At 64.6% G+C, this 21,344-nt stretch carries 21 protein-coding genes; 15 read left to right on the forward strand and 6 right to left on the reverse strand.

Features of this window, described 5'->3' with window-relative positions; all coding sequences use genetic code 11:
• Positions 1–13: 13 nt before the first annotated feature.
• Positions 14–436, reverse strand: coding sequence for a hypothetical protein (locus IV112_RS10575; RefSeq protein ID WP_304003453.1), 423 nt, complete (start codon positions 434–436; stop codon positions 14–16).
• Positions 437–779: 343 nt separating this feature from the next.
• On the opposite strand from IV112_RS10575, the gene IV112_RS10580 reads away from it, so the two are divergent.
• The 6 genes from IV112_RS10580 to IV112_RS10605 all read left to right on the forward strand — a co-directional run bounded on the left by IV112_RS10580 (position 780) and on the right by IV112_RS10605 (position 6,336).
• Positions 780–1,592 (forward strand): hypothetical protein, encoded by an 813-nt coding sequence (locus tag IV112_RS10580; RefSeq protein WP_304003454.1) that lies wholly within the window; start codon positions 780–782, stop codon positions 1,590–1,592.
• A gap of 288 nt (positions 1,593–1,880) precedes the next feature.
• On the forward strand, positions 1,881–3,476 hold the full coding sequence (locus tag IV112_RS10585; RefSeq protein ID WP_304003455.1) for a hypothetical protein: 1,596 nt from the start codon (positions 1,881–1,883) through the stop codon (positions 3,474–3,476).
• A gap of 207 nt (positions 3,477–3,683) precedes the next feature.
• On the forward strand, positions 3,684–3,977 hold the full coding sequence (locus IV112_RS10590; RefSeq protein ID WP_304003456.1) for a hypothetical protein: 294 nt from the start codon (positions 3,684–3,686) through the stop codon (positions 3,975–3,977).
• Between the two features lie 97 nt (positions 3,978–4,074).
• The gene (locus IV112_RS10595) at positions 4,075–4,527 is read left to right on the forward strand and encodes a hypothetical protein (RefSeq protein WP_304003458.1); all 453 of its coding nucleotides are present in this window, start codon (positions 4,075–4,077) and stop codon (positions 4,525–4,527) included.
• 181 nt (positions 4,528–4,708) lie between these two features.
• Positions 4,709–5,032 carry a helix-turn-helix domain-containing protein gene (locus tag IV112_RS10600; RefSeq protein WP_304003459.1) on the forward strand — a complete coding sequence of 108 codons (324 nt, stop codon included), beginning with the start codon at positions 4,709–4,711 and terminating at the stop codon, positions 5,030–5,032.
• Complete coding sequence (locus tag IV112_RS10605) at positions 5,032–6,336, forward strand: type II toxin-antitoxin system HipA family toxin (protein WP_304003460.1); 1,305 nt, start codon at positions 5,032–5,034, stop codon at positions 6,334–6,336. The genes IV112_RS10600 and IV112_RS10605 overlap by 1 nt, the downstream gene beginning before the upstream one ends.
• A 102-nt stretch (positions 6,337–6,438) precedes the next feature.
• Here the strand turns inward: IV112_RS10605 and pqqA (IV112_RS10610) are convergent, their stop codons facing one another.
• Entirely contained in the window at positions 6,439–6,513 is a 75-nt protein-coding gene (pqqA, locus tag IV112_RS10610) for a pyrroloquinoline quinone precursor peptide PqqA (RefSeq protein ID WP_008060142.1), read from the reverse strand.
• Positions 6,514–6,961: 448 nt separating this feature from the next.
• On the opposite strand from pqqA (IV112_RS10610), the gene ybaL reads away from it, so the two are divergent.
• Genes ybaL through IV112_RS10630 form a run of 4 tightly spaced genes read left to right on the forward strand, consistent with a single transcriptional unit; the run spans position 6,962 to position 13,364 of the window.
• The gene (ybaL, locus tag IV112_RS10615) at positions 6,962–8,683 is read left to right on the forward strand and encodes a YbaL family putative K(+) efflux transporter (protein ID WP_304003461.1); all 1,722 of its coding nucleotides are present in this window, start codon (positions 6,962–6,964) and stop codon (positions 8,681–8,683) included.
• Between the two features lie 8 nt (positions 8,684–8,691).
• On the forward strand, positions 8,692–11,403 hold the full coding sequence (locus IV112_RS10620) for a cation-translocating P-type ATPase (RefSeq protein ID WP_304003462.1): 2,712 nt from the start codon (positions 8,692–8,694) through the stop codon (positions 11,401–11,403).
• A 30-nt stretch (positions 11,404–11,433) separates the two neighbouring features.
• The gene (locus IV112_RS10625) at positions 11,434–12,369 is read left to right on the forward strand and encodes a universal stress protein (protein ID WP_304003463.1); all 936 of its coding nucleotides are present in this window, start codon (positions 11,434–11,436) and stop codon (positions 12,367–12,369) included.
• A complete protein-coding gene (locus IV112_RS10630) occupies positions 12,294–13,364 on the forward strand; it encodes a calcium/sodium antiporter (RefSeq protein ID WP_269744943.1) in 1,071 nt (356 codons plus the stop codon). Before IV112_RS10625 ends, IV112_RS10630 begins: the two co-directional genes overlap by 76 nt.
• Positions 13,365–13,409: 45 nt before the next feature.
• On the opposite strand, the gene IV112_RS10635 is transcribed toward IV112_RS10630, so the two are convergent.
• Together IV112_RS10635 and IV112_RS10640 are read right to left on the reverse strand one after the other, a co-directional pair.
• On the reverse strand, positions 13,410–14,360 hold the full coding sequence (locus tag IV112_RS10635; RefSeq protein ID WP_304003464.1) for an alpha/beta fold hydrolase: 951 nt from the start codon (positions 14,358–14,360) through the stop codon (positions 13,410–13,412).
• Positions 14,361–14,417: 57 nt separating this feature from the next.
• Positions 14,418–14,846, reverse strand: coding sequence for an organic hydroperoxide resistance protein (locus tag IV112_RS10640; protein ID WP_304003466.1), 429 nt, complete (start codon positions 14,844–14,846; stop codon positions 14,418–14,420).
• Positions 14,847–14,969: 123 nt separating this feature from the next.
• Between IV112_RS10640 and IV112_RS10645 the strand changes: the two genes are divergently transcribed.
• Complete coding sequence (locus IV112_RS10645) at positions 14,970–15,791, forward strand: AraC family transcriptional regulator (protein ID WP_304003467.1); 822 nt, start codon at positions 14,970–14,972, stop codon at positions 15,789–15,791.
• A 103-nt stretch (positions 15,792–15,894) separates the two neighbouring features.
• Positions 15,895–16,791: an aromatic amino acid DMT transporter YddG gene (gene yddG / locus IV112_RS10650; RefSeq protein ID WP_304003468.1), complete on the forward strand. Its 897-nt coding sequence runs from the start codon at positions 15,895–15,897 to the stop codon at positions 16,789–16,791.
• Between the two features lie 71 nt (positions 16,792–16,862).
• Here yddG and pqqA (IV112_RS10655) read toward each other — a convergent pair whose 3' ends face one another.
• Positions 16,863–16,937, reverse strand: a complete 75-nt coding sequence (pqqA, locus tag IV112_RS10655; protein WP_008060153.1) for a pyrroloquinoline quinone precursor peptide PqqA — start codon at positions 16,935–16,937, stop codon at positions 16,863–16,865.
• A 107-nt stretch (positions 16,938–17,044) separates the two neighbouring features.
• Entirely contained in the window at positions 17,045–18,199 is a 1,155-nt protein-coding gene (locus tag IV112_RS10660; protein WP_304003469.1) for a class I SAM-dependent methyltransferase, read from the reverse strand.
• 114 nt (positions 18,200–18,313) lie between these two features.
• Here IV112_RS10660 and pip point away from each other — a divergent pair, with 114 nt between their 5' ends.
• Genes pip through IV112_RS10675 form a run of 3 tightly spaced genes read left to right on the forward strand, consistent with a single transcriptional unit; the run spans position 18,314 to position 21,266 of the window.
• Complete coding sequence (pip, locus tag IV112_RS10665) at positions 18,314–19,270, forward strand: prolyl aminopeptidase (RefSeq protein ID WP_304003470.1); 957 nt, start codon at positions 18,314–18,316, stop codon at positions 19,268–19,270.
• Positions 19,267–20,613 carry an ATP-binding protein gene (locus IV112_RS10670; RefSeq protein WP_304003471.1) on the forward strand — a complete coding sequence of 449 codons (1,347 nt, stop codon included), beginning with the start codon at positions 19,267–19,269 and terminating at the stop codon, positions 20,611–20,613. The genes pip and IV112_RS10670 overlap by 4 nt, the downstream gene beginning before the upstream one ends.
• A 14-nt stretch (positions 20,614–20,627) precedes the next feature.
• Positions 20,628–21,266, forward strand: a complete 639-nt coding sequence (locus IV112_RS10675) for a response regulator (protein WP_019918554.1) — start codon at positions 20,628–20,630, stop codon at positions 21,264–21,266.
• The last annotated feature ends 78 nt before the right edge of the window (positions 21,267–21,344 follow it).

Raw genomic sequence — 21,344 nt, forward strand, 5'->3', positions numbered from 1 at the left:
TGCAGCAAAGGACTTAGCCGGTAATCGCGAGTGCCGCCTGCAGCAGCAGAAGCAGCGCGTGCGGAAAGGCCACCGTCGGCTTCAGCGCACTCGTCGCGTACTCCAACAACAACCCGACCGCGCCCGGCCGCGTCGCCTGCCACTCGGTATGCAACTGACAGGCCGCGTACTCCGACGCCCCGTCGGCGATCAGCGTCTCCACCTTCAGCAAGCGCTGACCCAAGCGCCCCTGCACCGTACGCAGCATCGCCTCAATCACCCACACGATCACGGTCAGCGGTGCCGCCAGCTCGAACGGAAAACCGAACAGCGCGGCGCCGGCGGTCAGCGCGACCGCAGCAATCTTGATCCCGACCGCGCAACGCTCATGGCGCTCGTGGTCGTGCTGCAGCGTGGCCCATTCGGTGTGGAGGGGTGAGGGGTAGGAGGTGTTCATGGGAGGGGCGGCGATGTCGGGAGGGTGCGGGAAGTAGCGGAATCTACCCCGTAGCGGAGTTGAATGCCTGGGCATGCGGTGGGCTTGCGTGGCGGAAGCGGCGGCGCGCTATAGTTGCGCACGCGGATGGCATTCGGCGGACGACACGGATGACATGATCGGTCGGCGAGTGAGGCGCCGGATCGGAGTGCGTCCGATTTCAAGGTTTCGTTCGTACCGTGAGTACATAGCTAATCGAACAGAGAGCATTCGAATGAAGAAAACTCTTGTCCAGTTTGCCCGCTTCTCCGGCGAGCGCCCGTCATACGTGACGAAACCGTCGTCCTCGCCACATTAGATCCCCATGACTCAAGAGGAGTTTGTTCGAACACTGGGGGAGTACTCGGCCGAGCTGACTGCGATGATGGGTCGATTCAAGAAAACCCACAGCGGCCTATATATGGCTCACGGGGACGAGAGTCGATATCGGGAGATCGGGGTTGAGTTGATCGACCTCTTTCGAGATGAGTTGGTCGATGGCCTACATCACGCGAAGATCGTTGCCGACTACTTCAACGAGAGCACACACACGTACATCGGCTCTCCATCGTACCGCGGCGTTGAGAATGTTCGCGGCGTAGTAAATGCGGTAATCGCCCGCGTGAAGAGAAGCCCAGCTTGTCTGAGAAGCGCCCAGCTCTCGCCCGGAAAGACAACAGCGCCCGAGCGCGTTGAGGCGCTATATCGCATAGGCGAGCGCTTTCACCTCGTCGCCAAACAGCTGCGCGTTCGGCGTCAGAATCGCCCTACCCTCGACATTGGGGACGAGTACGATGTTCAGGATCTCTTCCACGCGCTGTTGAGAATTCCGTTCGACGATGTGCGTCCAGAGGAATGGACTCCCAGTTACGCGGGCGGAACGTCGCGCGTTGACTTTCTACTTCCAGAGATCGAAGCCGTAGTAGAAATAAAGAAATCGCGACCAAGTCTGGGGGAGAGGGAACTTGGCGAACAGCTTATCGTAGACATCGCAAAATATAAAAGGCACCCGGACTGTCGGACGCTTTTCTGCTTTGTGTATGACCCGGACGGCAGAATTGCGAACCCACGGGGAATCGAAAACGACCTCAACGCCAAGCAGGACGAACTCACCGTAAGAGTTTTAATTACCCCATGAGAGGGGTATTGGGTCCGACCCGATTTATTCCAAGACCTTTCTCCCCGAGTTGAAGAACCGACGCTCTTCAAGCCTTGGATTGGTCCGGGGGATAAAGACAGTGTGACCTTTCGAGGGAGCGAAGAAAATAGAGGGACGTTGAATACCATGGCCAGAATGCTCGAAGATATAGTGCGGACTGGGTTCTCAAGAACTACTTAACACGCGTGCAACAGCGTGACATGAACTAATCAATTTCAATTTGCCACTGGCGGGCGTCTGCTCTCGATGAAAACCAGGGATAGGAAAATGGCACGAAACGTTGGAGACCTTGGCGAAAACTGTTTCAACAGATGGTGCATTGAAGAAAACATTGTGTGCAATAAGGCTACCATCGACAAAACAGGAACAGATTTCTTTGTCGAATTTCCTTTAGAAGCACTGGATTCATCTACAGAGTCACTGCACCGCCCCGCTCTCGAATGCAAGGTCCAAGTTAAAGCAACCGACAAAGCAACCGGCAGCGTGCAAGTTAAATTGTCGAATTTGCGCCGGATGGCAACTGCGCCACTGCCAACCTTTATCGTAGTCATTGAATATTCCGGCGGATACGATCCCGTTGCAGCTTACGTTGTTCATTTTGACGACATCTTGATCTCAAGAGTCCTGAAGCACCTTCATGAACTAAAAATCGAGAACCAAGACCAAGCCCTAAATCGAAAAAAGATATCTATTAACTATCGAGATAGTGTAAAGCTCGCGGATTTGACGGGGACTGCTGTCATTGATGTATTCAGAAATTTTATTGGCCCCGACCTTGCCGCTTGCGTCGCCCGAAAGAAGAATCTGCTGGAATCTCTGGGGTACGAGGAAGGCGGCGTAAGCTTCCATTTTGGAATTAATGGCAAAGACACCCTCTTGAAACTGATTGATATTTCTCTTGGCAAATCTTCCAAGGTTGAGGTACTCAACGTTAGAGGGTTTAGGAAAAGATTCAATCGTGCCGAAAAGACACCGTTTTTAGACATGCCAACAGCGATGATGAGCATGCCTGACATAGCTCCCTCCTCCATTGGGACCGCTATATTCAGGAAGGGGCCACTTTCACCGCCGATCGAGCTGCCAGCAAAGCACTACACGTCACAGATAAACTCCTTTGTCCCCAAAGAATTGGCCAGAGTTCGCATTGATGCTGGTGCGATTGACTTTACACTGCAGCCATACAGCGGTAAGTCAGATGTCAGCATAAGTCTTACGGGACAGACACCAACAGATTTGTACTGCATGTCTGATTCACTGCACGCGATTGAGCTCTTGTGCACGCCGGGTCAATTTTTTTTATTTGAATATCGACCAGACGTTGGTCCTTCATTTTCCCTCGAGCTAAAGGGGTCGGAATTTAAATTTGATTGCACCCCTTTTAACAGACTCGTTGAATCAACCATTCTGATTGCGAATTTCTTCGGCATTTCAAGAAACCTGCGGATTTCATGGGATGAGTTGCAAAAAAATGAAGAGGAAATAATGAATTTTGCCTCTCTTCTTACGGCGGACGCCTCAAAACTTGGGGTGGAATTCGTCGTAACCGGCGGGTCGTACTCTGGAGTTCGGAGAACGATCTGCGCAGCCCCGCATTTTTTACGCCTTGGTAACTATATCCTAGGAGTCATTGTAGAACTTGAAGGCTCTCCGCGCCGAGGGGATTCAGCCAATTTCGAACTCGACGATATAAGAGCCAGACTCGATCACAAGCTAGTTCTAGATTCAAAATCCACAGTGACAGCTGAAAGCATTAACAAGGAGCTAGAAAGCCTCTCTGAAAAATACAAAAATGATAGCGACATCGATTTTATATCTATACCAGTAGTGGACGAACAGGATTCAATCAAAAAACCTGCTGATTAGAAAAATAAGGACAGACCACGTTTTCGACGGCCGAATTTTGACAAGAGGAGCGTTTGATGAAGATCATCCCTGAAACCAGCCCGCCTTACAGCGCTCCCCGTACCCTGCCCTCCTCCACGCCTGACACCGGTCCCAGCTCGTTTTCGTCCGCGCTGGCGGCGGGCAACCGGTCAAACGCCCTCCGCGAGGCCTGTCGACTTCACAAGCATGACCCGTCAGGAAATGACCGACTGGATGAACGAACAGATCCGCACTGGAAGGATGTCGCTCGATGAAAGCGCCCTTTTCATGGGCATGACGATGAAGATCTCGGTCGAGACGGGCCAACCGGTCGACATGGCCACGGACACCACGCGCATCAACTTCATCGAGAAGGCACGCTTGGGCATCGAGGGTGCGCGGTCGTTTAACGATCAGAAGCTGGCTGAAGGACTGCAGAGGGCGATGGACAAGATGCACCGGAACCAGGGACAGGCAATCGGTGGTGATGCGCGTTCATGAACTAACGCTCATGCGCGCCCTCGGGGCGCATGACGCTGCAGGAGGGCGTGGCGCTGAACCGGTCGCGACCTCGTCACTCCACCATGAGGAACACGCGTTGGCGCGCACAGACAAGCTCACAAAACTGATCGCTGTATTCGACCTGTTCTTCGATGCGATCGCACGACTTGACGATCCGACTGCCCAGGCTCTGGTCGAGAACTGGACCCACGTCAGGCATCAGTATGTGAATCCAATCGACGCGCCGCGCTCGACGCTCGCTACCGGTCTGGAGCAAGGTCTTCGCGAGATGCCGATGCTGCTCAAGTCGATACCTCCGGAAGCCAGAAAGCGTGCAATTGAGGCGCTGTCCGCGGCGATCGTGGCTCGGTATCCGGATTTCCTCGCCAAGGACGCCGACCGGCTTGCCCGAATAAGGGCGCGTGGCGCAATTCGCAGCGAGAACGAGTATTACCTGGTTCGTCACCACGTCGATCTGCTGGAACTCCGCCCTCATCAGGAAGAAGAACTTCGGTTGCTGTATGAACTGATCGACCGCTTCGAGGCCTAGGGCGGCTGACGCAAGAGTCCTACGACGAAACCGCCCGACGTAACCCCGGCCCTGGCATCGTTCGCGCCAGCCGAGTCCTCCCTCAACAAGAACCGCGGTTCTCCCGCACTGCGCCGGTCGACTATAATCATCCCGATAGAAACATTAATAAAATATAAACACCCCTATCGGGACACTTAATATGGAACCACCAGTTCCTCTTCCAGTCGAGCAGGCGATCCGGAAGCTTGGCAGCGACATCTCCCTCGCCCGCCGCCGCCGGCACATTTCGCAGGCCTCGCTCGCCGAGCGCATGGGTGCGTCGCTGTCGACCGTGCGACGCATGGAGAAAGGAGACCTGCGGGTTCCCATTCACTTCTTCGCCCGCGCGCTGCACGTCTTCGGCGAGATTCAGTCGCTGGAAAACCTGCTGGACACCGCGAAGGACGACATCGGTCTGACCCTGATGGACGAGAACCTGCCCAAGCGCGTGCGCAGCAAGGCAGGAACGTCGGGAGCGCTCTGATGACAGCGACGGCGCCAACGCGCCGGCAGATTCAGGTATGCATCGGCAAGGCCGGTCTGCCCGTCGGCTCGCTCGTCTATGTGCGGCAAGGCCGGCGCGAGCACAGCACCTTTGCCTATGACCCATCCTGGCTGGACAGTTCGGCACGCTTCAATGTGTCGGCCGACCTGCAACTGCTGCCGGGCTACCAGCCGCACAAGGCGCGCTCGCTGAACGACTCGGTCTTTCATGGCGCCATCGCCGATACCGCGCCCGACGCCTGGGGTCGGCGCGTCATCGCCCGCGCTCACGCCAAGCGCCGCAAGGCCGATCCGCAGATGTCGGCCCTCACCGAACTGGATTACCTGCTGGCGGTGGATGACTTCAGCCGCGTCGGCGCGCTGCGCCTGCGCGATGCGGATGGAGACTGGCACCGGACGACGCCCGAAGGACGCCGCAGCACCCCGCCCTTGATCGAACTGCAGCGCATCTACCAGGCCAGCCGCGCCGTCGAGCGCGGACAGGAGACGGCCGAGGACTTGCGCTACCTGCAGGGCAAGGGCACCTCGCTCGGCGGCATGCGGCCCAAGTGCACCCTGGTGGACGAAGACGGCCGGCTCGCCATCGGGAAGTTTCCCAGTGTGGGCGATACGCGCAGCGTCACCCGCGGCGAGGTGCTGGCGCTGAAGCTCGCAGCGCGCGCAGGCATCGCGGCCGCGCCTGCGCGCATCGTTCTGCTGGGCGACGAGGGAAACGAAGTGCCTGTGGCTCTGATCGGCCGCTTCGATCGTGATGACGCCGACGGCCGCATTCCCTACCAGTCGGCGGCATCGCTGCTGCAGGCCTCGCGCGAGGAGGATCGCAGCTACACGGAGATCGCCGACGCCCTTCGTACCCACGGCCACGCGCCCACGCAGGACGTGCAGCAGCTCTGGCGCCGCATGGCGTTCAATCTGCTGATCACCAACGTGGACGACCACCTGCAGAACCACGGCTTCCTGCACGTGGCCCACGGCCAATGGCGCCTCGCGCCCGCCTTCGACATCAACCCGTTTCCGGACAAGGACCGGGAATCGAAGACCTGGCTGTCGGAGCAGGACGGGCCGATCACCGACGTGCAGATGCTGCTGGCCCGCTCGTCGTATTTCGCGTTGAACAGGGAACAGGCCTTGTCGGTGCTGCAAGAGGTCTATGTGGCGGTCTGTCGGTGGAGGCAGGTCGCGCTGAGCCCCGAGGTCGGACTGCAGGAAGACGAGCTGGACGATTTCGCGCCGGCTTTCGAGCACGGCCAGATGGAGGCGAGTGCCGAGCTGCTCGGCCTGTAGGCCCTTGCTACGGGCGAAAAGTGACGAGGCGCGGCTCAACGGGCCGCGCAAAAAAAAAACGGCGGGCACAAGGCCCGCCGTTTTTTCTTGCCACCGCAGAACTTAGCGGTTGGCGACGTACATGGTGATTTCGAAGCCGAAACGCAGGTCGGTGGCCTTCGGGGTTTCCCAGCTCATGTCTATCTCCTCAGTTTTGATGGATGGCTCTTCCGCAGGCCCTGCATCCCGGTGATCGTGTTGCCTGACCTGCACTGCCAGTATCGTCAGCGGCGCACCCGGGCGCCTCGCAGCTGATCTGAACCGAGTCTAAAGAATTTCATTAAGGGCTGTTTCATCGACAGAATTCCGGGGGCGACCTTCCCGGCACCTCACGGCGAAACGGCCCGGCGCAGCGCGTCGCACACTGTGCCGTCGCCATCGCCGCGGCATGCGCAGTCACGGCCGATGCGAAAAAGTTTGATCTAATACGAAGCACACTAAGAAAGCGATGGCCACACTGCCGGTGGCCGAACAGACGCCCGGGGCGCAGGATATTCAGCTTCACGCAACCCGCGCCGCCGGGGGACGATCGTGCGCACGCCATGCGTGGTGCATGCATACGCCCCAACGATAACCAGAACGCGCCATGCCTCACGACATCACCCTTATCGCCACCATTGCGGCCGGTTTCGGCCTCGCCATGATCTTCGGCCTGATCGCGGTACGCCTGCGCATGCCGCCGCTGGTCGGCTACCTGATGGCAGGCATCGTGATCAGCCCGACCACGCCGGGCTTCGTCGCCGACATCGGACTGGCCAGCCAGCTGGCGGAGATCGGCGTGATGCTGCTGATGTTCGGCGTCGGCCTGCATTTCTCGCTCGACGACCTGATGGCGGTCAAGCGCATCGCGGTGCCGGGCGCCGTGGTGCAGATCGCCGTCGCCACGCTGCTCGGCATGGCGGTCTCCACGATGTGGGGCTGGGACATCGGTGCGGCCATCGTGTTCGGCCTCTGCCTGTCGGTGGCCAGCACCGTGGTGCTGCTGCGCGCGCTCGAAGCCAAGGGACTGCTGAAGTCGATCAACGGCCAGATCGCGGTCGGCTGGCTGGTGGTCGAGGATCTGGTGATGGTGCTGGTGCTGGTACTGCTGCCGGCACTGGCCGGCGTGCTGTCGGGCAATGACGCCGCCGCATCGGGCCGCGACCTTGGCCTGGCAATGGCGATCACGCTGGCCAAGGTGATCGCCTTCATCGTGCTCATGCTGGTGGTCGGCCGCCGCGTGCTGCCGCGCCTGCTGTGGTGGGTGGCGCGCACCGGGTCCCAGGAGCTGTTCACGCTGAGCGTGGTGGCCGTGGCGGTGGGTGTGGCCTTTGGCGCGGGCAAGCTGTTCGACGTGTCCTTCGCGCTGGGCGCCTTCTTCGCCGGCATGATGATGCGCGAGTCGGAGTTCAGCCACCGCGCCGCCGACGAGTCGCTGCCACTGCGCGACGCCTTCGCCGTGCTGTTCTTCGTGTCGGTCGGCATGCTGTTCGACCCGGCGGTGATCTGGACGCAGCCGCTGAAGCTGCTGCTGGTGGTGGCCATCATCATGGTGGGCAAGACCATCGCCGCGGTGCTGCTGGTGCTCGCCTTCCGCTACCCGCTGAACACCGCGCTGACGGTGGGCGCCAGCCTGGCGCAGATCGGCGAGTTCTCGTTCATTCTCGCCGGGCTGGGCGTGAACCTCGGGCTGATGCCGGCCGAGGGGCAGAGTCTGGTGCTGGCCGGCGCACTGATTTCGATCGCCGCCAACGCGGCGCTGTTCTCGACCATCGAACCCTTCCGCGCCTGGGCCATCGCGCGCTCATCGCTGGCCCGCCGGCTGGAGCAGCGCGACGACCCGCTGGCGGCGCTGCCGATGACCACCGACGCGCGACTGCTGAACGAACAGGTGGTGCTGGTCGGCTACGGCCGTGTCGGCCGGCGTATCGCCGACGCGCTGCGCGAACAGCACATTCCCTGCGTGGTCGCCGAACAGAACCGCGAGCGCGTCGACCAGCTTCGGCGGGAGGGCGTACCGGCGGTGTTCGGCGATGCGCAGACGCCGGAGGTGCTGATCCAGGCGCACATCGCCCGCGCGGCAATGCTGGTGATCGCGATTCCGGAAACGGTGAACGTGCGCAAGATGGTCGAGATCGCACGCACGCTGAACCCGGAGATCGCCGTCGTGCTGCGCACCCACAACGAGGAAGAGGCCGAGCTGCTGGAGCGCGAGAGCCTGGGCACGGTGTTCCTTGGCGAGAACGAACTTGCGCGCGGCATGGCGGAGCACGTCGTGCGGCATTTCGGGCGCGGCGCGCCCGGCGGCGCCAGCTGGCCGCATCACTGACGTCCCTGATGAACACTTCACACACCGACCCCACCGCCGGCGCCAAGGCCTGGCACGCATTGCCCGCAGACGACCTGCCGGCGCTGTTCGATGTGCAGGCGCAGTCGGGCCTGAGCCGCGCCGAAGCGGCCGCGCGCCTGGTGAAGCATGGCCCGAACCGACTGCCCGAGGCGCCGAAGCGCCCACCCTGGCTGCGCTTCCTGCAGCAGTTCCACAACCCGCTGATCTATGTGCTGCTGGTGGCCGGCGCGGTGACGCTGGCGCTGGGCGGCCACGTCGATTCGGCCGTCATCTTCGGCGTGGTGCTGATCAACGCGCTGATCGGCCACATCCAGGAAGGCAAGGCCGAGCGCGCGCTCGATGCGGTGCGCGGCATGCTCGCCGCGCGCGCCACCGTACTGCGCGACGGCGAGCGCCATCAGGTCGACGCCGCCGATCTGGTGCCGGGCGACATCGTGCTGCTTGAATCCGGCGACAAGGTGCCGGCCGACCTGCGCCTGCTGCGCACGAAGAACCTGCGTGTGACCGAAGCCGCGCTGACCGGCGAGTCGGCACCGGTCGACAAGGACAGCGCCGCCGTGGCGGAAGCGGCAGCCATCGGCGACCGCCGCTCGATGTGCTACTGCGGCACGCTGGTTGCGCTCGGCCAGGCACGCGGCATTGTCGTGGCGACCGGCGTCGGCACCGAAATCGGCCGCATCGGCACGCTGGTCGGCGAAGTGGCAACGCTGGCCACGCCGCTGACCCGCCGGCTCGACCAGTTCGCCCGCCAGATCACCGGCTTCATCCTGGTCGTCGCCACGCTGACCGTGCTCTACGGTCACTTCGTTATACAGATGCCGGCGTTCGACCTCTTTCTCGCCGTGGTCGGCCTCGCTGTCGCGGCCATCCCCGAGGGCATGCCGGCGGTGGTGACCATCGTGCTGGCCATCGGCACCCGCACGATGGCGCGCAAGAAGGCCATCGTGCGGCGGCTGCCGGCGGTCGAGACGCTGGGCTCGGTCACTGTCATCTGCACCGACAAGACCGGCACGCTGACCCGCAACGAAATGACGGTGGTGCGACTGCTGCTCGCCGACCGCGAGATCGGCGTCAGCGGCAGCGGCTACGCGCCGGAAGGCGGCTTTCACGACGATGGTCAGCCGCTCGCCCCCGGCGACGTGCCCGGACTGGCTGCCGCAGCCCGCTGCGCGCTGCTGTGCAACGACGCGCAGATCCGCCACGACGGCGACGCCGGCTGGACGCTGATCGGCGACCCCACCGAGGGCGCGCTGGTCGCCTTCGCCCGCAAGGCGGGCCTGGATCCGCAGGACGAGGCTCAGCACTTCCCGCGCGTCGATGCCATTCCGTTCGAGTCGGAACGCCAGTTCATGTGCACGCTGCACCGCGACCATACGGGCCATGCCTTCCTGCTGCTCAAGGGCGCGCCGGAGCGGGTGCTGGCGCTGTGCGCCACCCAGTACGACGGCGCGCCACTGGACCACGGCTACTGGACGGCGGCGATCGCGCGCGCCGGCGGTGCGGGCGAGCGCGTGCTGGCGCTGGCGCAGGCGCCCTTCCCCAGCGATCGCTCCTCGGTCGAACTGCAGGACATCGACGCCCGCTTCGAACTGATCGGTCTGGTCGGCATCATCGACCCGCCGCGCGAAGAAGCGATCGCCGCCGTGGCGCAGTGCCGCGAAGCGGGCATACGGGTCAAGATGATCACCGGCGACCACGCAGTCACCGCTGCGGCGATCGGCCGCCAGCTGGGCCTGGAGGCCGATCGCACGCTGACCGGCGACGTCATCGGCACGCTGGACGCCGCCGCGCTGCGTGAGCGCGCGCTGGACACCGACGTGATCGCGCGCGCCAGCCCGGAACACAAGCTGCGGCTGATCGAGGCCTTGCAGGCCGAAGGCCACCTCGTGGCGATGACCGGCGACGGCGTGAACGATGCGCCGGCGCTGAAGTCGGCCGACATCGGCGTCGCCATGGGCGGCAAGGGCACGGACGCGGCGCGCGAAGCCTCGGACCTGGTGCTCACCGACGACAACTTCGCCACCATCGCGCGCGCGGTGCGCGAAGGCCGCGTCGTGTTCGACAACATCAAGAAATCGCTGATGCACATGCTGCCGACCAATGGCGGCGAGGCCGGCGTCATCCTGCTGGCCATCTTCGCCGGCCTGCCACTGCCGGTGACCGCAGGCCAGATCCTGTGGGTGAATACGGTCACTTCGGTCACGCTGGCGCTGTCGCTCGCCTTCGAGCCGGCCGAGCAGAACGTGATGTCGCACGCGCCGCGCCCGCCACAGGAGCCCATCGTCACCCGCGCGCTGGGCCTGCGCATCCTGTTCGTCATTGCGCTGATGGTGGCGACCACCTTCACCGTGTTCAACTGGGAGCTGGCGCGCGGCAGCAGCATCGAACTGGCGCGCACCGCCGCGGTGAACATGATCGTCGTGTGCGAACTGTTCTACCTGTTCAACGTGCGCCACTTCACCCGCCACGCCTTCAGCGTGGAAACACTGACCGGCAACCGCGTGGTGCTGCTGGTCAGCGCCATCCTGATCGTGCTGCAACTGCTGTTCACCTATGCCGCACCGATGCAGCAGCTGTTCAGGAGCGCCGCGCTCGACCTGTCTTCATGGACGGTGATTCTCGGCCTCGGCGCCGCCGTGTTTCTGGCGGTCGAAATCGAGAAGGCGGTCCTTCGCCACTTCCGCGTGGCCCGGCTGTAAGCCGGCACGCATTTTTCGGGGAGACCCAGCATGCCTCAGCTTCAACGCATCATCGCCGCGACCGATCTGTCGCCCTTGTCGCTCGACGCCGTCGACCGCGGCTTCGAACTGGCCAGCCGCAGCGGCGCGCACTACACGCTGGTGCATGCGCTGGGCCTCGACGCACTCGGTCCGCTGCGCAACCTGCTCGGCGATCAGGCTGAAATCGTTTCCGAGAAGGCCGTACAGCACCAGTACGACGCGCTCGCCGCGATCGCCGGCGATGCCACGCACAATCGCGGCGTGGTGGCGGAACTGAAGGTCGAAGCCGGGCTGGCGACGCAGTTCCTACCAGCCTATGCGGCATCGGTTCAGGCCGATCTGGTTCTGGTCGGCGCGCGAGGCGAAAGCGTGCTGAGCCGGCTGCTGGTCGGTTCGACCGCGTCGCGCCTGCTGCGCAAGAGCAGCAGTCCGGTGCTGGTGGTGAAGAAGCCGTGCCTTGGGCCTTACCGGCGCGTGCTGGTACCGGTCGACTTCTCGCCGGGTTCGCTGGAGGCCATCCGCATGGCACGCCGCGTCGCGCCCGAGGCCGATCTGCTGCTGCTGCACAGTTTCGACGTGCCGTTCGAAGGCATGCTGCAGTACGCCGGAATTTCGCAGGACCTGATCAACGGCTACCGGGCGGAAGCACGCGAGCGCTCGCTGCGCCTGCTGCACGAGCTGGCCGAGCGCGCCGGGCTGGAGCGCAGCCTGTACACGGTGATGGTCGAGCACGGCAACGCGTCGCGCCACATCCTGGACTGCCAGGCGCAGCGCAACTGCGACCTGATCGCGATGGGCAAGCACGGCACGCACGTGACCGAAGAACTGCTGCTGGGCAGCGTGACCAAGCACGTGCTGTCGGAGGCCGATTGCGACGTGCTGGTGGTGATCGACCGCCGCGGGCCGACCGAGATTCCGGCGATGCCGGGCGAGGACTTCGTCTGACCGCCGGGCTGACGCTGCACCCGGCCCTCGTTTTCGTGGCCGGGCTGGTGATCGTGCTGGCCGGTGCCGAAATGGTGCTGCGCGGCGCCTCGCGCGTGGCGGCGCGGCTGCGCGTCCCGCCGATACTGATCGGGCTCACCGTGGTGTCGGTCGGCACCAGCGTGCCCGAACTGGCAGTCGGCATCACCGCGGTCGCCGAAGACAAGGGGCCGCTGGCGGTCGGCAATATCGCCGGCACCAACATCCTGAACATCCTGTTCATCCTCGGCCTGAGCGCGCTGATGCGACCGCTGCCGACGCGCATGCTCAGCGTGCGGCTCGACGTGCCGGTCATGATCGCCGCCGCGCTGGCGCTGATCGCGATGGCGTGGGACGGGCGGCTAGACCGCAGCGAGGGCGTGCTGTTGCTGATCGGCGCCGTGCTGTACACGGTGGCGCTGGTGCGCCTCAGCCGCGAGGAAAGCGCGGCGATGCAACGCGAATTCGCGCGCGAGGTGGCCGACGTGATGCCCGCCACGCTGCGTTCGGCGCGGCTGTTCATGGCGTGGAATTCGGCACTGCTGCTGGCCGGCATGGCGCTCACGCTGTTCGGAGCCGACCTGCTGGTGAATGGCGCATCGAGCATCGCGCGCGCCTATGGCGTGTCGGACGCCTTCATCGGGCTCACCATCGTCGCCATCGGCACCTCGGCGCCGGAGCTGGCCACCACCGTGCTGTCGACGCTGAAGAACGACCGCGACGTGGCGATCGGCAACCTGATCGGCAGCAGCATCTACAACATTCTGGTCATCCTCGGCCTGACCATGACCATCGCGCCGCATGGCATCGAGGTCGGCAGCGACGTGCTGCGCATCGACCTGCCGCTGGCCGCACTGGTGGCCATCGTGTGCCTGCCGGTGTTCCGCAGCGAGCGCCGGGTGTCGCGCACTGAAGGCGGACTTTTCGTCAGCGCCTATCTGATCTATCTGTCACTGCTGCTGTTCGTCCGTCACTGAAGGACAAAACCCGGCCCGCTGCGCGGGACCGGGTTTCGTGCGGCCTTACTTGCGCAGGAAGTCCAGCAGATCCTGATTGAGCCTGTCCTTGTGCGTGTCGGTGATGCCGTGCGGCGCACCCGGATAGACGATCAGTTCGGCGTTGCGGACCAGCGCGGCCGAGGCCTTGCCCGACAGGTCGAGCGGCACGATCTGGTCGTCGTCGCCGTGGATCACCAGCGTCGGCACGTCGAACTTCTTCAGGTCGGCGCGGAAGTCGGTGGCCGAGAACGCCGCGATCGAGTCGTAGGTGTTCTTGTGCCCCGCCTGCATGCCCTGCGCCCAGAACGACTGGATCAGCCCCTGCGACGGCTTGGCACCGGGACGGTTGTAGCCGTAGAACGGACCCGAGGCGATGTCGAGATACAGCTGCGAACGGTTGTCGATCGACGCCTTGCGGATGCCGTCGAACACCTCGATCGGCAGGCCACCCGGATTGTCGGCGGTCTGCAGCATCAGCGGCGGCACCGCACTGACCAGCACCGCCTTCTTCACCCGGCTGGTGCCGTGACGGCCGATGTAGCGCGCCACCTCCCCGCCACCGGTGGAGAAGCCGACCAGCGTGGCGCCCTTCAGGTCCAGCGCCTGGATCACCGCGGCGAGATCGTCGGCGTAGTGGTCCATGTCGTTGCCGTCCCACGGCTGCGACGAGCGACCGTGACCGCGCCGGTCATGCGCCACCACACGGTAGCCCTGCGACGCGAGGAAGAGCATCTGCGCTTCCCAGCTGTCGGAACTGAGCGGCCAGCCGTGGCTGAACACGACGACCTGACCGTTCTTCGGGCCCCAGTCCTTGTAGTAGATCTGCACGCCGTCACGCGTGGTGACGTAGTTTTCGGTCTTCTTGACCGCGACCGATGTGCGCGCGGCGGGCTTGGCGGCTTCGGCGGCGAAGGTCGGTGCGGCAAGCGCGGCGGCGAGCACGGACAGGGCGAGGGTGCGGCGGACTGCATTCATGATGGATTCCTTTCAAGTAACGGGTTGGGGACGGTGGCTATCCGTCAGGCCGATGACTCAGTCGGCGATGACCAGGGTGACGTCGATGTTTCCGCGGGTGGCGTTCGAGTACGGGCACACGATGTGCGCCTTCTCGACCAGCGACTCGACCTGTTCGCGCGGCAGGCCCGGCACGGCGATGGTCAGTTCGACCTCGATGCCGAAGCCGGTCGGGATGGCGCCGATGCCGACGCGGCCGGTGATCTGCGTGTCGGCGGGCAGCGCGACCTTGTTCTGGCCGGCGACGAACTTCAGCGCGCCGAGAAAGCAGGCCGAGTAGCCGGCGGCGAACAGCTGTTCGGGATTGGTGCCGGGGCCGCCGGCGCCGCCCAGTTCCTTCGGCGTCGACAGCTGGACATCGAGCACGCCGTCGGACGACGCGGCGCGGCCTTCGCGGCCACCGGTTGCAGTGGCCTGGGCGGTGTAGAGAACCTTTTCGATCGACATGATGAACTCCTGTGCAGTGAGAGAGGTTTGCGGCAGTGCCTGTTGGCAGGACGAACTTTGCGCCGATCCGCGAGACCATACGCAACGTATAATCCTGAAAACTTACCTCTGAGTATTTTGCTCATGGTCGACCGCCTCGAAGCCCTGCTGGAGCATTTCTCGGTCAGCGCCCGCGTGTTCAACACCGGCGCGCTGTGCGGCATCACCGAACTGGATGCGGGCGACAGTGGCCGCATGCACCTGGTGCGCGCCGGTGAGGTGGACATCCACCATCCCGCCGGCATCGAGCACGTGACCCGGCCCAGCCTGCTGCTGTTTTCGCGACCGACGCCCTACCGCTTCGTCACCGACCCGGAGCGTGGCGCCGACTTCGCCTGCGCGCGGCTGCACTTCTCCGGCGGTGCGGCCAATCCGATCGCGTCGGCGCTGCCCGACTTCAGCTGTCTGGCGCTGGACGACATCCTCGGCGCGAAGCCGGTGCTCGACCTGCTGTTCGACGAGGCGTCGCACGAGTACTGCGGCCGGCAGGCGGTGCTGGATCGATTGTTCGAGGTGGTGCTGGTGCAGGTGCTGCGGCACCTGATGGAAGGCGGCCAGACCGGCGCCGGCATGCTGGCCGGGCTGTCGCACCCGCGGCTGCGTCTGGCGCTGGTGGCCATGCACGAGAAACCGGCGCAGGAATGGACGCTGGATACGCTGGCCGAGCGCGCCGGCATGTCGCGCAGCGTGTTCGCCAACGTGTTCCGCGACACCGTGGGCTGCACGCCCGGCGCCTATCTGCAGCGCTGGCGCATCGGCATCGCCCAGCGTGCGCTGCGCCAGGGCCGCGCGCTGAAACTGATCGCCGACGAGGTGGGCTACGGCGGCGAGGCGGCGCTGTCGCGTGCCTTCAAGGCGCAGACGGGACTGTCGCCACGGCAGTGGCGCAACGCACAGGGCGTCTGACGGCTAAGGCGAGCGACCGGTCAGCTGCGTGGCCTAAAGTTGCAGCAGAGGAAACTTTGTTTCCTCTGCTAGCATTCAGCCGCATCGTCCCCTCTTCGCCTCCATGTCCGTCCGTCCCGTCTCTACCGCGGCCACGCTCTGCGGTCTTGCCGCCATCCTGCTCTGGAGCACGATGATTGGCATGGTGCGCAGCATCAGCACCGCGCTCGGACCGGTGGTCGGTGCGGCAGCGATCTACACGGCAGGCGCGATCTTCCTCTGGCTGCTGTTCCGCCCGGCTTCGCCGCGTGGCGCGCGCCCGGTCTATCTGCTGCTCGGCGGGGCCCTGTTCCTCGCCTATGAACTGTGTCTGTCGCTGTCGCTCGGCCTGGCGCTCGACGACGCACAGGCGATGGAGCTGGGCATCGTCAATTACTTGTGGCCCTGCTTCACCATCCTGCTCGCGGGCGCGATGAACGGGCAGCGCCTGCGCCCGTGGATCGCGCCGGGACTGGTGCTGTGTCTGAGCGGAATCATCCGGGTGGTGGGCGGGGGGAACGAGTGGTCGCTGTCCTCGCTGTCGGCTGGCGTGGCGTCGAATCCGGTGGTGTATGCGCTGGCCTTCGCTGGCGCGCTGCTGTGGGCGCTCTACTGCAATGTGACCCGTCGTCTGGCGGACGGCTACAACGGCGTCACCGTGTTCTTCTCGGCAACGGCGGCTGCACTGTGGGGGCTGGTGGTGCTGGGCGGAGAGCCGCTGCCTGTACCGTCGGCGCAGATCGGATTGGAAGTGGTCGCCGCCGGAGCGGCCCTGGGTGTGGGCTACGCGCTGTGGAATGTCGGCATGCTCGGCGGCGACATGCCACTGCTCACCACCGCGTCCTACGGCGGGCCGCTGCTGTCGACTGCATTCGCCGCCGCGTGGCTGGGGGCGCCGCTCGCGCCGCCGTTCTGGCAGGGTGCGGCGCTGGTGACGGCCGGATCGCTGCTGTGCTGGCGGGCGACGCGCCCTGCCGGATGAGTGCGTTTTCGGGCGCCACAAAACAGAAAAGCGGGCAATGCCCGCTTTTCTGTTTGCTCAAACGCTGAGGATCAGCGGTTGGCGACGTACATGGTGATTTCGAAGCCGAAACGCAGGTCGGTGGCCTTCGGGGTTTCCCAGTTCATGGCAGTCTCCTGATGGTGGTTCGTTGGCTCACTGCGACGTGCAGTGCATGGATCGAATACTGCGCCGGTCCGGCACCGCCCACCTCGTGCCACTCTGGAAAGACGACTCAGGATTTTCTTGAGCGCAGCGTTTCGAACACGTCGGGCAGCATGCAGGTCTGCAGGCTGCGCTGCGAGAACAGGAAGCGGCCGTCGCAGACGAAACCCAGTTCCTGCCAGTCCACGGCGTCGTTGAGCAGCTCAGCGGCACGTGCCAGATCGGCCACTTCGGGGCGGGCGAACAGCGCCAGCACCGAGCCGTCGTAGTGCGTGCACTCGTGCAGGAAGAAGGGGCGCGGCTTGCGCGTCTTGCCATTCACGTAGATGCGCGGGCCGCCCGAGCGGTGGTGCAGACGTCCCCACTGCCACCAGTTGTGCTCGCCGAACTCGCGTACGCGCCGCGCCAGCAGCCGCGGCTTGTGCTGCTCCAGCCAGTCGTTGCGCACATCGAAGAAGGCGCGCCGCGTGCGGCCGGTGTCGACCGTGCTGGAACAGACGAACTCCACATTGCCCTGCGGGTGCACGAAGATGTCGTCCGCCCCGGACACGGCGCCGACGCGCACGTCGAACAGCGACGCGAGCGGTACGCCGTAATCGCCACGCAGGAACATGAGCTGGCCGCGTTCGCAGTGGAAGCGCCGGCCGTCGCTCATGCGCCGGTCCATGCGCCCCTTCTCGAAACGGAATACCGCGCAGTTCGGCACATAGGGGCCGAACACGCGGCTGTCGCCGGTCTCGATGAAGTCGGTGATGCTGCCCTGGGCGAACAGCCAGTCATTCAGCCGGCGCGCGGCGGTCAGCTTGATGAAGTCGCGCGGCACGATGAAAATCAGCTCGCCACCCGGTTTCAGATGACGCACGCACTTCTCGATGAAGAAGAGATAGAGGTTGCTGCGGCGGTCGAACAGATCGCTGCGCAGCTGTGCCCGCGTGTCCGCCTGGATATCCTGGTGCCGCACGTAGGGCGGATTGCCGATCACGGTGTCGAACTTCTCGTCGACCGGGTAGGCGAAGAAATCCATCACCTGCGCGCCGGCCGGCGCGACCGTCGGATCGATCTCGATGGCCACGCAGCCCGGAATGCGCGACGCGAAGGCGCCGTCGCCAGCCGACGGTTCAAGCGTGCGGCCATGGTTGCGGCGCAGCGCCAGCATGCGTTCGACGACATCGTCGCGGGTGAAGACCTGTCCCAGGATCTCGACCCGGTGGTTCCTTTCGTTCATGGCGCCATTGTCCCATGGCTCCCATGTGCCGGCGCAGCATGTGTGCCGCCCACGCATGGGCTACCATCAGCGCCCCGCACCCACACCCTGCCCCACCCCATGCTGCATGCACCGATGGAACCGTTCGATCACGGCTGGCTCGACGTCGGTCAGGGCCATCGCGTCTATTACGAACAGTGCGGCAACCCGCAGGGCAAGCCGGCGCTTTACCTGCACGGCGGCCCGGGCTCGGGTTGCTCGCCACGCCAGCGCCGCTTCTTCGATCCGGCGGTGTGGCGCGCCGTGCTGTTCGATCAGCGCGGCTGCGGCCGCAGCACGCCGCTGGGCGATACCGCGCACAACCACAGCGATGCGCTGATCGCCGACATCGAGGCGCTGCGCCGCCATCTGGGCATCGAGCACTGGCTGGTATTCGGCGGCTCCTGGGGAGCGACGCTGGCGGCGACCTATGCCGCGCGCCACCGTGAGGCCTGCAGTGGCGTGCTGCTGCGCGGCCTCTTCCTCGGCGGGCGCGCGGACATCGACGCGTTCTTCCACGGTGCCGCCGCGCTGGCACCCGAAGCGCACGACGCCTTCATGCAGGTCGTCCCGGCGCGTTGGCGCAGCCGTGTCGTCGTCTGGCTCGACCGCGTGTTCTCGTCCGGCGACAGCGCGCGCATCGACCGCGCCGTACTGGCCTGGCGCGCCTGGGAACACGCGCTCGGCGCGTGGCCGGAACGCACCGTGCCGGCCGAGCCAAGCGCGGACGAGTGGCCGCTGCTGCGTGCCCGCTATCGCGTGCAGTCGCACTATCTGGCGCACCGCTGCTTCATCGGCGAAGCGAAGGTGATGGACGCGATCGCCCGCCTGCACGGGCTGCCGGTCGCCCTCGTGCACGGCACCAACGACCTGATCTGCCGGCCGCAGAACGCCTGGCGCGCCCACCGCACGCTGGCGGGCAGCCGGCTGGCCTGGGCACAGGGCGCCGGTCACGACCCCTTCCATCCGGCCAGCCTCAAGCTGCTCGGATCGGCGCTGACCGCGCACGCGCGGGACGGACATTTCGACGCCTGGCCGGGAGAACCGTCGTGAGTCTCAGACTGAAGCTGAACCTGCTGATCGCCGCGGTCATCCTGACCTTCACCAGCACCATGCTGACGATGGAACTGATGGGCACGCGACGCGCCGTCGGCGAAGAAATCGAGGCGGCGAACCGGGTGGCCACCCAGCTGCTGTCGCGCGTGGCGCTGGTCTACGCCAATATGGGTTCGCCGGCGCTGGTCGATTTCCTGTACCGGCTCGGTCGCGTGCGCGCCACCGAAATCCATCTGGTCGACAGCAGCGGCGTGAAGCTCTACACCTCGCCGCCCTCGCCCTACAAGGCGGGCCGCGACGCGCCCGAGTGGTATTCGAACGCGATACTGCCCAAGCGGCCACGCCAGGAGATCACACTGAACGACGGCGCGCGACTGGTGGTGGAAGCCGACGCTTCGCGCGCCATCCTCGACGGCTGGGACGAGGCGGTGCAGCTGCTGATCGCCGGCTCGATCGCGCTGCTGCTGGGCAACGGCATCGTGTTCTGGCTGGTCGGCCGCGAAACCCGTCCGTTCAACACCATCGTGCGCGGGCTCGAACACATGCGTGCCGGCGACTATCACACGCGGCTGCCGCCGCTGCCCGGCAAGGAAGCCCGATCGATGGCCCTGGCCTTCAACCGGATGGCACAGGCCATCGAGGACAACATGAACGCCCGGCAGGAAGCGCTCGAAGCGCGCAGCAATCTGGAAGAGAACCGCGAACTGACGCAGTTCATCCAGAGTCGCATCGAGGAGGAGCGGCGCGACATCGCGCGCGAGCTGCACGACGAAATGGGCCAGGCGGTCACCGCGATCAAGAGCATGGGCCTGTCGATTGCGCGGCGCGACGCACAGTCCGATCCGCGCAGTGCGGAGGCGGCCAACCTGATCGTCGAGACGGCCAATCACCTGTACGACGTGATGCACAGCATCATCCCGAAGCTGCGACCGCTGGCGCTGGACAATCTCGGGCTGGAAGATGCGCTGGAAGATCTGGTGTCGGAGTGGCGGCGTCACCATCCGGACATGCAGTTCGAACTGCAGATGCACGACCTGCCGGAGGCGCCGGGTGACTCCTTCAAGCTGGCGGCCTACCGCATCGTGCAGGAGGCGGTGACCAATGCACTCAAGCACGCGCACGCCCGGAAAATCATGATTTCGCTGCACGGGTCGGAACGGTCGCTGGAGCTGTCGGTCGAGGACGATGGCACTGGTCTGGAACAGGGCTGGGCACAGAAGCGCGGACACCACGGCGTACGCGGCATGCGCGAGCGCGCGCAGGCACTCGGCGGCGAACTTGAACTGCAGCCGCGCGACGGTGGGGGTACCCGGGTGTTCGCGCGACTGCCGATGGATTGAGGGGGAGAACAACAATGGGACCGATCAAGGTCATGCTGGTGGACGACCACGCGGTCGTCCGCATGGGATTCAAGCTGCTGCTCGCCGCCTGCGAGGACATCGAGGTGATCGGCGAGGCCGACAGCGGCGAAGTGGCCTACCAGCGCTACACCGAACTGAAGCCGGACGTGATCGTGATGGACCTGTCGATGCCCGGCATGGGCGGCATCGAGGCCGTACGGCGACTGACCGCGCGCGACAAGGGCGTGCGCATCCTGGCGCTGTCGGCGCACGAGGACACGGCACATCCGAAACGGGTGCTGAAGGCGGGCGCCACCGGTTACCTGTCGAAGCGCGGCGCGCCGGAGGCACTGATCGACGCGGTGCGCACGGTGGCCGCCGGCCGCATGTATCTGGACGCCGAAATCGCGCAGAAGCTGGCGATGCAGGACGTGACCGGCACGCAGAATCCGGTCGAAGCGCTGTCGGAGCGTGAGTTCGAAGTGTTCATCCACCTCGCCCGCGGGCAGTCGGTGAACCAGATCGCCGAAACCCTGCATCTGTCGACCTCCACCGTCGGTACCCATCTTTACAACGTCAAGCAGAAACTCGGCGCATCCAACCAGGCTGAACTGACGCTGATTGCACTTCGCAACGGCCTGATCGAGGCCTGACGTCGATCTGCAACACATCCATCGCACCAGCCCGGTGCAATGGATGGGGCGGCAGTGCTTCATTTTCGGTCACGCCCA

This window comes from Methyloversatilis discipulorum (assembly GCF_018780585.1).
In the GTDB taxonomy this organism is placed as follows: Bacteria; Pseudomonadota; Gammaproteobacteria; order Burkholderiales; family Rhodocyclaceae; genus Methyloversatilis; species Methyloversatilis discipulorum_B.

Excerpts from the sequence above, each read along its gene's own strand:
- IV112_RS10575 (WP_304003453.1), bottom strand. The coding sequence starts at position 436 with ATGAACACCTCCTACCCCTCACCCCTCCACACCGAATGGGCCACGCTG.
- IV112_RS10580 (WP_304003454.1), top strand. The coding sequence starts at position 780 with ATGACTCAAGAGGAGTTTGTTCGAACACTGGGGGAGTACTCGGCCGAG.
- IV112_RS10585 (WP_304003455.1), top strand. The coding sequence starts at position 1,881 with ATGGCACGAAACGTTGGAGACCTTGGCGAAAACTGTTTCAACAGATGG.
- IV112_RS10590 (WP_304003456.1), top strand. The coding sequence starts at position 3,684 with ATGACCCGTCAGGAAATGACCGACTGGATGAACGAACAGATCCGCACT.
- IV112_RS10600 (WP_304003459.1), top strand. The coding sequence starts at position 4,709 with ATGGAACCACCAGTTCCTCTTCCAGTCGAGCAGGCGATCCGGAAGCTT.
- IV112_RS10605 (WP_304003460.1), top strand. The coding sequence starts at position 5,032 with ATGACAGCGACGGCGCCAACGCGCCGGCAGATTCAGGTATGCATCGGC.
- ybaL (WP_304003461.1), top strand. The coding sequence starts at position 6,962 with ATGCCTCACGACATCACCCTTATCGCCACCATTGCGGCCGGTTTCGGC.
- IV112_RS10620 (WP_304003462.1), top strand. The coding sequence starts at position 8,692 with ATGAACACTTCACACACCGACCCCACCGCCGGCGCCAAGGCCTGGCAC.
- IV112_RS10625 (WP_304003463.1), top strand. The coding sequence starts at position 11,434 with ATGCCTCAGCTTCAACGCATCATCGCCGCGACCGATCTGTCGCCCTTG.
- IV112_RS10635 (WP_304003464.1), bottom strand. The coding sequence starts at position 14,360 with ATGAATGCAGTCCGCCGCACCCTCGCCCTGTCCGTGCTCGCCGCCGCG.
- IV112_RS10640 (WP_304003466.1), bottom strand. The coding sequence starts at position 14,846 with ATGTCGATCGAAAAGGTTCTCTACACCGCCCAGGCCACTGCAACCGGT.
- IV112_RS10645 (WP_304003467.1), top strand. The coding sequence starts at position 14,970 with ATGGTCGACCGCCTCGAAGCCCTGCTGGAGCATTTCTCGGTCAGCGCC.
- yddG (WP_304003468.1), top strand. The coding sequence starts at position 15,895 with ATGTCCGTCCGTCCCGTCTCTACCGCGGCCACGCTCTGCGGTCTTGCC.
- IV112_RS10660 (WP_304003469.1), bottom strand. The coding sequence starts at position 18,199 with ATGAACGAAAGGAACCACCGGGTCGAGATCCTGGGACAGGTCTTCACC.
- pip (WP_304003470.1), top strand. The coding sequence starts at position 18,314 with ATGGAACCGTTCGATCACGGCTGGCTCGACGTCGGTCAGGGCCATCGC.
- IV112_RS10675 (WP_019918554.1), top strand. The coding sequence starts at position 20,628 with ATGGGACCGATCAAGGTCATGCTGGTGGACGACCACGCGGTCGTCCGC.